The organism is Microvirga yunnanensis, assembly GCF_025460875.1.
This window is the reverse complement of record NZ_JAMXFI010000203.1, coordinates 1-8,389: the sequence shown is the minus strand read 5'-3', so window position 1 is coordinate 8,389 and position 8,389 is coordinate 1. Positions and strand designations below refer to the sequence as shown.

The 8,389-nt window shown below is 56.6% G+C and carries 8 protein-coding genes; 1 reads left to right on the top strand and 7 read right to left on the bottom strand.

Going from position 1 to position 8,389, the window contains the following annotated elements:
- The 5 genes from NF876_RS42970 to NF876_RS42950 form a co-directional block, all read right to left on the bottom strand.
- The coding region (locus NF876_RS42970) for an amidohydrolase (protein ID WP_262273697.1) at nt 1-561 on the bottom strand (561 nt) is incomplete at its 3' end.
- Between the two features lie 62 nt (nt 562-623).
- Nucleotides 624-1,385 (bottom strand): amino acid ABC transporter ATP-binding protein, encoded by a 762-nt coding sequence (locus tag NF876_RS42965; RefSeq protein WP_210805724.1) that lies wholly within the window; start codon nt 1,383-1,385, stop codon nt 624-626.
- 14 nt (nt 1,386-1,399) lie between these two features.
- Nucleotides 1,400-2,332, bottom strand: a complete 933-nt coding sequence (locus NF876_RS42960; protein WP_210805714.1) for an amino acid ABC transporter permease — start codon at nt 2,330-2,332, stop codon at nt 1,400-1,402.
- Entirely contained in the window at nt 2,329-3,219 is an 891-nt protein-coding gene (locus NF876_RS42955) for an ABC transporter substrate-binding protein (protein WP_210805712.1), read from the bottom strand. Before NF876_RS42955 ends, NF876_RS42960 begins: the two co-directional genes overlap by 4 nt.
- Before the next feature lie 70 nt (nt 3,220-3,289).
- Nucleotides 3,290-4,240, bottom strand: a complete 951-nt coding sequence (locus NF876_RS42950) for an ABC transporter substrate-binding protein (RefSeq protein ID WP_210805710.1) — start codon at nt 4,238-4,240, stop codon at nt 3,290-3,292.
- Nucleotides 4,241-4,340: 100 nt separating this feature from the next.
- On the opposite strand from NF876_RS42950, the gene NF876_RS42945 reads away from it, so the two are divergent.
- Entirely contained in the window at nt 4,341-5,666 is a 1,326-nt protein-coding gene (locus NF876_RS42945) for an aminotransferase-like domain-containing protein (protein WP_210805708.1), read from the top strand.
- A 223-nt stretch (nt 5,667-5,889) separates the two neighbouring features.
- Here the strand turns inward: NF876_RS42945 and NF876_RS42940 are convergent, their stop codons facing one another.
- Together NF876_RS42940 and NF876_RS42935 are read right to left on the bottom strand one after the other, a co-directional pair.
- Nucleotides 5,890-7,257, bottom strand: a complete 1,368-nt coding sequence (locus NF876_RS42940; protein WP_210805706.1) for an MFS transporter — start codon at nt 7,255-7,257, stop codon at nt 5,890-5,892.
- Nucleotides 7,258-7,785: 528 nt separating this feature from the next.
- Nucleotides 7,786-8,389: LysR substrate-binding domain-containing protein (locus NF876_RS42935; RefSeq protein WP_262273696.1), on the bottom strand; the 604-nt coding region annotated here is incomplete at its 5' end.

Below are 8,389 nucleotides of genomic sequence, written 5' to 3'. Positions count from 1 at the left end.
CATCGGACCGGAGCGCAGAAGGATATTGCCCTCTGGTGCACCGGGATGGTTATGCAGACCGAAGATCGCATCGAAGGGAAAGCGCTCGAACAGGCCATCAGCGATCATCGCTTGAGCGCCGCTGATCTTGCCGGCCTCTTCGGCAGGCTGGAAAATCAGCGTTACAGTGCCGCTGAAACGACGGGTGCGAGCAAGATACTCAGCCGCACCCAGAAGCACAGTCGTATGCCCATCATGGCCGCAGGCATGCATCCTACCAAGGCTCTTGCTCGCATAGGCAAGGCCCGTCTCTTCGGAAATTGGAAGAGCATCCATGTCGGCGCGAATGGCAATACCCTTCTTTCCATTTCCCGCGCTCAGGCGCGCAACGACGCCGTGGCCGCCGACGTTGCGGGTCACCTCATAGCCCCAGCTCTCAAGCTTCTCGGCAACAAAGCGTGCCGTTTCAGCCTCCTCGAAGGAGAGCTCCGGATTGGCGTGAAGATGCTGGCGGATGCCCGCCAGTTCTGCTTCCATCGCATCGAAATCCGACACGCGGGCAAAAATGTTGTCGTTGAGCATGAGATTCATCCGAATGGCGGCCGAAGGATTGGCTTCAAGGCCGGGAGGCTGGTTACTAATTTTCAGAGGAAGCGCGATAGGAAAGCCTGTGTGCGCGGGTGCTGCGGATTGCCGATCACATCCTCCGGATCGCCCATCTCGACAATCTTCCCACCATCCATGAACACCACCCGGTCCGCGGCCTCACGGGCAAAGCTGATCTCGTGGGTGACGACGATCATGGTCAAACCCTGCTTGGCAAGGTCACGCATCGTTGCCAGAACCTCACCAACCAACTCGGGATCCAGCGCTGATGTCGGCTCATCAAACAACATCAGTTTCGGCTTGATGGCCAGAGCGCGAGCAATCGCAACCCGCTGCTGCTGGCCACCAGAAAGCTGACGAGGATAGTTGTTCGCTTTTTCCAGCAAGCCGACGCGCTCGAGAAGCTTCATGGCATTCTGGGATGCTTCCTTGCGGCTTTCACCGTGAACTCCCACAGGTGCCTCAATGATGTTCTGCAGCACCGTCATGTGCGGGTAGAGGTTGAACTGCTGGAACACCATGCCGATTTTCCGGCGCTGACGGGCAATGGCATTCGCAGACAGCTTTTCCAAGCGATTGTTGCGAACGCGATAACCGATTTGCTCGCCGTCGACTTCGATCAGGCCTTTGTGAATGGCTTCCAGGTGGTTGATGCATCGCAGGAAGGTTGATTTCCCCGAACCGGAGGGCCCAAGGATCACCACGACCTCTCCCGGCATAATGTCAAGGTCTATGCCTTTGAGAACCTCGAGATGATCGAAGGATTTATGGACGTTGCGTGCCCGAACGAGGGGCTTCATGGTTTGAACAGCGTTCAATGGTTTGCCTCCACAGCTGCTCCGGCATCTACTGGCTTTGCATCAGCTCCGTTCTGGCGTTCGCCGCGGCCGTAATATGCCTCAATATAGCTCTGCCCGACGTTGAGGATTGAGGTGATGAACAGATACCAGATGACTGCAACGAGCAGCATCGGGATGATCTCGAAGGTACGATTGTAGATCGACTGCACGGAGTAGAGCAGATCAGCCATGGCGATTACGCTGACGAGCGAGGTCGCCTTGATCATGCTGATCAGCTGGTTGCCGGTCGGCGGAACGATAGACCGCATGGCCTGCGGAATGATGATACGCCACAAAGCCCTGCCCCTCGTCATGCCGAAGGCTTCCGCCGTTTCGGCTTGGCCCCGGTCTACGGAAAGAAGGCCACCGCGGATGATTTCCGCCATATAGGCTGCTTCGTTAAGCGCAAGTCCGACGATCGCAGCCGTTATTGGTGTGATCACTGAATTCGTATCCCAGCTTGCCAGCGTCGGGCCGAAGGGGATCGTGATCGAAAGCTGCGGGAACAGCGTCGAGAGATTGTACCAGAAGATCAGCTGCACGAGCAGCGGCGTACCGCGGAAGAACCAGATGAAAAGCCCCGCGGACGAACTAGCAAGCCTGTCCTTTGACATGCGGGCGATGGCCAGCACCAAGCCAAGGATCGTTCCAAGCACCATGGCGATAACAGTAAGCCAGAGGCTGACGTAGAGACCGCTAATGACCGTCGGATCGAAGAGATAGGCTGCGACGACTGGCCAGCCGAAGTTCTCGTTATTGGCGACAATCCAAGCAAAGTTCAACGCAACGAGGAGGATGACCGCCCAGAGAATCAACCGGCCTGTACGGAAGGGAACGTGGGCGGTCGCCACGTCCCGGATGTTCGCATCGCTGGAAGGCGATGCGCTGGTCAGATGAAGTTGGCTCATTGCGGGAGAGTTCCACCAAGATTGATGCCTGGCTCCTTGATCATGTTGTTCTCAAGGCCCCACTTCTTCATAATCGCGGCATAGGTGCCATTCTCCATCAGCACTTTGATGGCGTCGAGGAGCAGCGGCCCGAGCGGCGAACCCTTCGGCACGACTGCGCCCTGATAAAGGTTCTCAAACCCATTCTTCTGGCCGACACCTGTCAATTCGAGCTGACCATTCGCCTGAGACACAAAATAAGTGAGCGGCGCCTGGGAGGAAAAGAAGGCTTCTGCGCGCTTCGAGCGCACGGCAAGGATCGAGCTCGGCTGATCCGTGTAAGACTGAACCACGATGGGTTCCTTGCCCTCGGTCTTGCACTTTTCTGCTTGGACTTGAATTACTCGCTCGGCCGAGCCGCCGGCCATGACAGCGATGCGATTGCCGCACGCAGTATCAAGCGAGGTGATACCCTTGGGATTACCCTTTTGGACCGCAAAGACAACGAACTCTTGAACCCAATCAACGAAATCGTTGGCTTCCTCGCGGCTCTTGAAATCGCCGACCGGGCCGAAGGCAAATTGGTAACGTCCAGAGTTCACACCAGTGAGCAATGCCGGAAGACCGCCGACTGTGGCATGTTCAATCTTGACGCCGAGGAGCTGACCTATTGCTTCCGTCAGATCGTCGCTTGCACCGGTCATCTCCGTTCCGGTGACGATTTCATACGGAGGGAATGAGCCATTGTTGACTGAGATCATCTTGCCTTCGGCGCGGATGTTCTCAGGCAGGCGCGCCCGCAGTTGCTCATTCACAGTCTGTTTCGGGATTGTTGCATCCTGCGCGCGGAGAGGGCTTGCCAGAACAAGGCTGGCGAAGGCAGCGGAAGCAATGAGTTTCAGATACATGTCGTGTTCCCTAATTTAAGTTCTACGAAAGCGCTTATAATCTTGGGCAAGACTTACTAAAGGCTACTCTTTACTTGCTAGGGAAGAGTTCAGCGGGCGTAAGCCGGCGAGGCAGGATTTTCTGCGCATAAAGTTCGTTGGCGAAGTCTGAGATCATAGTCTCGTTCGCCTCAAGCCCGCTGATATTCCAGGATGGCGGCAAATCGGCGGCGCAACGGCGTAGCTCGTCGATCATCCAGGGCGTCGTGTCGGCATACTTCTCCCGCTTCTGCAGCCACATGCGCTGAGATGCATCAATCAGTTCGCTGAGTTCGTCCACGACCCACGGATGCTCCTGCACAATCTGGGCCTTGAAGCCGATCAGGTGCATGCCCGGCACATAGCCGACCTCGTGGAAGTAAGCGACCTCGGCGGCCCTGAAGTCGTCAAGGACCTGACGGAACGGGGAGGCCTGATCGAAGAACCCTGGCGGCATGAACGGAGTGAAGATTGCGTTCAGACCACCATTCTTTAGAAGATCGACCATGGGCTGTTCGCCGGGTGCAGCTTCGATACGGCCTGGCCGACCAAAGCCGTCGAGCCGATCCGTGATCGGGTGAGCCTCTGTCAGCCGACCTGCGTACCACATAGCATCGTCGACTTCGACGCCTTCGCGGCGGATAGCAGCGCGGGTCCAGGTATTGCCGGAATCTCTCCAGCCGGTCACGCCGATCTTCTTGCCGGCGAGGTCCGACAACTGACGGATTGAGCTCTCCTTCAGTGTAATGATACAGCGGTGACGAAAGCCACGCATGATGAAGTTCGGTATGCCGACTACGCTGTCATCGCCGTCGTGTCGCAATTGCGCGTAGCGGCTGAAGGACATCTCTGCTGCATCATACGCCGGATCATGCCCAACGTTGGAAATGAGAGTGCCAACACGATCGACTTTGATATCGAGGCGAGGGGACTGAACGTCGCCCAGAACCAGGGGCGTCATGTAATCCCAGTCACGAAGGGCAAGTCGGAGGGTTAGCGGCATCAGCAATCACTCGCAACAAACTTGTGTTCCTTGCAGTTAAAATGTTCATATCGAATTGATCAAACCCTTTTACGTTACTGAACATTAAATTTGGTGCCGTATGGACGAAAGCAGAGACGCAGCTTGGTTTGCCGAGCAGCTGACGAACCGGACAATTCGTGGGATTGCCATCGAAACAAGAGCATTGATCCGCGCTGGTGCATTGCCGGTCGGTACTAAGTTACCGCCGATACGTGATCTCGCTTTCGCGCTCGGGATCAGCCCTGCGACCATTTCGGAAGCTTGGAGCGAACTGCGGCGCCAGAAGATCATCAGCGGGCGAGGACGAAATGGTACGTGGGTCAGCGGTGATCGCTTCGTCGCCCAGCCGCAACGCTTGGCAAGCTCCGGCAATTACGGCGAAGGCATCCTAAACTTGACCGCAGCTGTCCCGGATGTTCGCCTGTTGCCGCCGCTTGCGAACGCGATGGCCTATGGTGCCTCAGCAGAAAACCTCAACAGCTATGAGCGCAGCCGCATCTTACCGGAACTGGAGGAGGCGGTCAGGAACATCTGGCCTTATGAGCCGGAAGCGTTCTTGGCCACAAATGGAGGGTACAATGCGGTTTATACGCTGGTCCATGCTCTCGTGCCGCCAGGTGCAACGGTCGCGCTCGAAAACCCAACTGGCATGCGCCTCCTCGACATTCTGGAGGATCGCGGCGTTCGTATCCTGCCAGTTGAGTGCGACAGCGAAGGACCTTTGCCGTCATCCCTTGAGTCAGCCATGAAACTCAGGCCCGTCGCCTTTATCTTCCAGCCACGGTTGCATTCGGTTACTGGTCAGAGCGTCAGCCGAGGGCGCTTGGAAGGTCTCGCGCGGGTTCTGCAGGGCACTGATACGCTTATCGTCGAGGATGATGGAATCGGAGACATCTCCGCCGCGCCACGACATTCCATGGGCGGCCACTTTCCGGACCGGGTGATCCACATTCTCTCCTTTTCGAAGACCCATGGACCTGACCTGCGACTTGCTGTTCTCTCCAGCTCTCGGGCAATCGTCGATCAAATTCAATCCTATCGCAGCTTTAGTGCAGGCTGGACGAGCCGTATTCTGCAGGCTGCCACGGCTTGGCTGCTGCGCGATCCGGCGACACAAGACTTGGTTGACCATGCCCGAATGGTCTACCAAGAACGGCGCACTAATCTGGTCACCGCTTTACAGCAAAGAGGGGTAGAGGCCATGCATGGTACGGGTCTGTGCGCATGGGTTCCCGTATCATCAGAGCCCTTCGCGATGGTGACGCTTGCCGCCCACGGTATTGCAGTCCACCCTGGCGCCAAGTTCTCCATGCTACCAACATACCATTTGCGCGTTGCCACCGCCACTCTATCTGACCGCTATGAGAAGGTTGCAGATTCAATTGCGTTGGCCGCTGGCACGTGAGCGAATGGGACAAGGTATCTGCTCTGGAGTTTCTACGGTCGCATGGCCAACTGGAGCGTTCTAGTCTGAGCGTATTGTCTCGACCATACATGATTTGCGCATTATGCAGCGATGCAACTGCAACAGGCTGAGTAACAGTAGTGGGTTCGACCGCGAGCCTCTTCAGGACATGGGCCAGGATAGCAGAGCGATCCACGTAACTCGTCTTGAGTTAAGTCAATGTTCAATCATTAGTTGTCCTGCGGCTGCCAAAGGTCCGTAAGGTGCTCGCAACACAGCCCATAGCCGATAGCAGAGTTGCGAGCCACAATGCGGCAGACGTTGGGTTGTGTGGCATGAGCCCAAACAGAACCGCCACCAACGCCGCGCCCACAGACTGACCCAAGAGCCGCGCAGTCGATAGCATGCCACCGGCTCCACCACTCCGTTCTCGTGGCGCAGTTGAAAGAATTATCTTGTTGTTAGGTGACTGGAACAAGCCGAATCCCAAGCCACACAGGGACAGACGCCACACGAGATCACCTGTCGATGCTAGTGGTGAGAGCACCGCCAGCGAAGCAAGTCCGGTAGCGAGAATGGCAAGCCCGAGACCGCCAAGCATTCCCGGTGAGTAGCAGTCGGCCAACCGACCAGAGATGGGAGCGGCCACAGCGACAGCTAACGGAAAGGGGGTCATCAAGAGACCCGTCTCCGTCACGGTTCGACCGAGGACATCATGAAAGTAGAATGGAAGCGACACATAGGCGAGCGTCTGAGCCCCAAAGGAACAAATCGACGTCATCATAGACAGGGCAAACACCGGCACCCGGAGCAAGTCCAAGGGCAGAAGAGGCGCCGGATGTGCGATCTGGTATCGGACGAACACGTATCCGACACCAACGGCCGCTCCCAATAAAAGAGCCGAATATGTCGGGGACGGACCATCTTTCAGGCTGTTAATGCCTATGATGAGGAGGCTGAGTGTAAGGGCGTTGAGTGCAGCACCAATCCAATCGAAGCGTCTGGATGTGCGTGGTGTCACCGGCAAAGTGCGCGTGGAGATGATAAGAGCAAGAACCCCGAGCGGCACATTGATAAGAAAAAGCCATGGCCAGGAGGCAAGGGACAGGACCGCCGCAGCCACTGTTGGGCCCGCCGCGGAGGAGACCCCTACGACTAGCGCATTTCTGCCAAGTCCTCGTCCGAGAAGATTGTGGGGATAAATGAAGCGGACCAGCGCAGGATTGACACTCATGATGCCGGCCGCTCCGAGCCCCTGCAGAACTCGGCTCGCGATCATCATAGGAAAGGACGTAGAGACAGCGCATCCCAGTGAGGCAGCAACGAAGACTGCGAGTCCGGCACAATAGACCCGCTTGTAACCGAGGCTATCTCCCAAAGCTGCTAGCGGCAGCAACGAAATCGTTACGGCAATCTGGTACGCGTTCACCGCCCAAATGGCAGTTGCTGGATCGACAGCGAGATCCTGTGCGACGATCGGTAAGGCAACGTTCACGAGCGAGGTGTCAAGTACTGCCATCGTGAGGGCGGTGGCAACTGCCAGAAAGGCAAAGAGCCGTTGGGGTTCTGGCAGGCCATTCTCTAAGTTCATGACAAGCCCCTCTAGTTCAATAGTCCCCCCGGGCTTATCCCTCAGCGGTGTATGACCGGCACCGTTACCTGATTTGGATATCGCAAGTCCACACCAGCTGACAAAATCGGCGGAGGCGCCGCCCCTGGCATGGTCGCAAGCTTGAAATGAGGTCGGCGGCAGATGTAGGCTTTATTATGCTTGTACCCTGGAGGCGCCAAGGCAGATTGCTATACAAAAAATCCAGCATTTTAGGTTCCATAGTTTTTGTTCAGCGTGGTTTGTCTGTAGGCGCAAACTTAAATTGGCAACACTGAGCAATGTCCAAATGTGTTCATCCCTGGATTCTTGATGCTACGATAATATTTGATCGCTCCGCTCTGCAGCCCTGGCATTTGGCTCACTCATTACATAAATGTTGCTTGAGAAGATTTTTACTGACACTGCCCTGCAGCGCAATCTGAACCGAGCTCGATCTGCGCTTCGACCTTTTGATCATGCGACGTCGGACCCTTCAAGCTTGGGACTTAAGTATGCTGCGTAGCAGCATCATGACGTCGTCCAACTGCCAACATGCTTTCGAAATCCCCGCATAAACGTTGTCGCCAATGCCGAAGCTGGGTGCTGGGGCGAGCGCAGGGCAACGAACCCAGCGTCGATGAAGGGGGTGAATGGTTTTGCAACGATGCCCTTGTCGAAAAACTCCGCTGCTGAATAGGGATCCACGAGGCTGATGCCGCCCCCCTCGGCCACAAGAAGACAGGCAATGTGGGATAGAGGCGTTTCGAGCGAGACCGTTCGTGGGATTCCTGCAAGAGCCGTGTCGATCCTGGATCGGAAGAGGGTGCCCCGACCGATCCCTACGAAACGCTCACCCTCAAGATCAGCCGGCGTGATGCAGTCACGCCGCGCCAGACGGTGATCTTTTGGCATGATCACGACCGCAGCCACTGGGATAGCCTCGGCCTCCATTCCAATCCGGTCAAGCGGGCCATCCGCATATCCGAAATCAGCCTGACCACTTGCGACCGCGTCAATCACGAGGTGAGACGGCACTCCGCTGATTGAGATATGGACGCCCGGCCTACGAGTGGAAAACTGGGCGGCGAACCGGGTCAGGATACTTCCAGCAAGTGCTGGCATCGCAGCAATC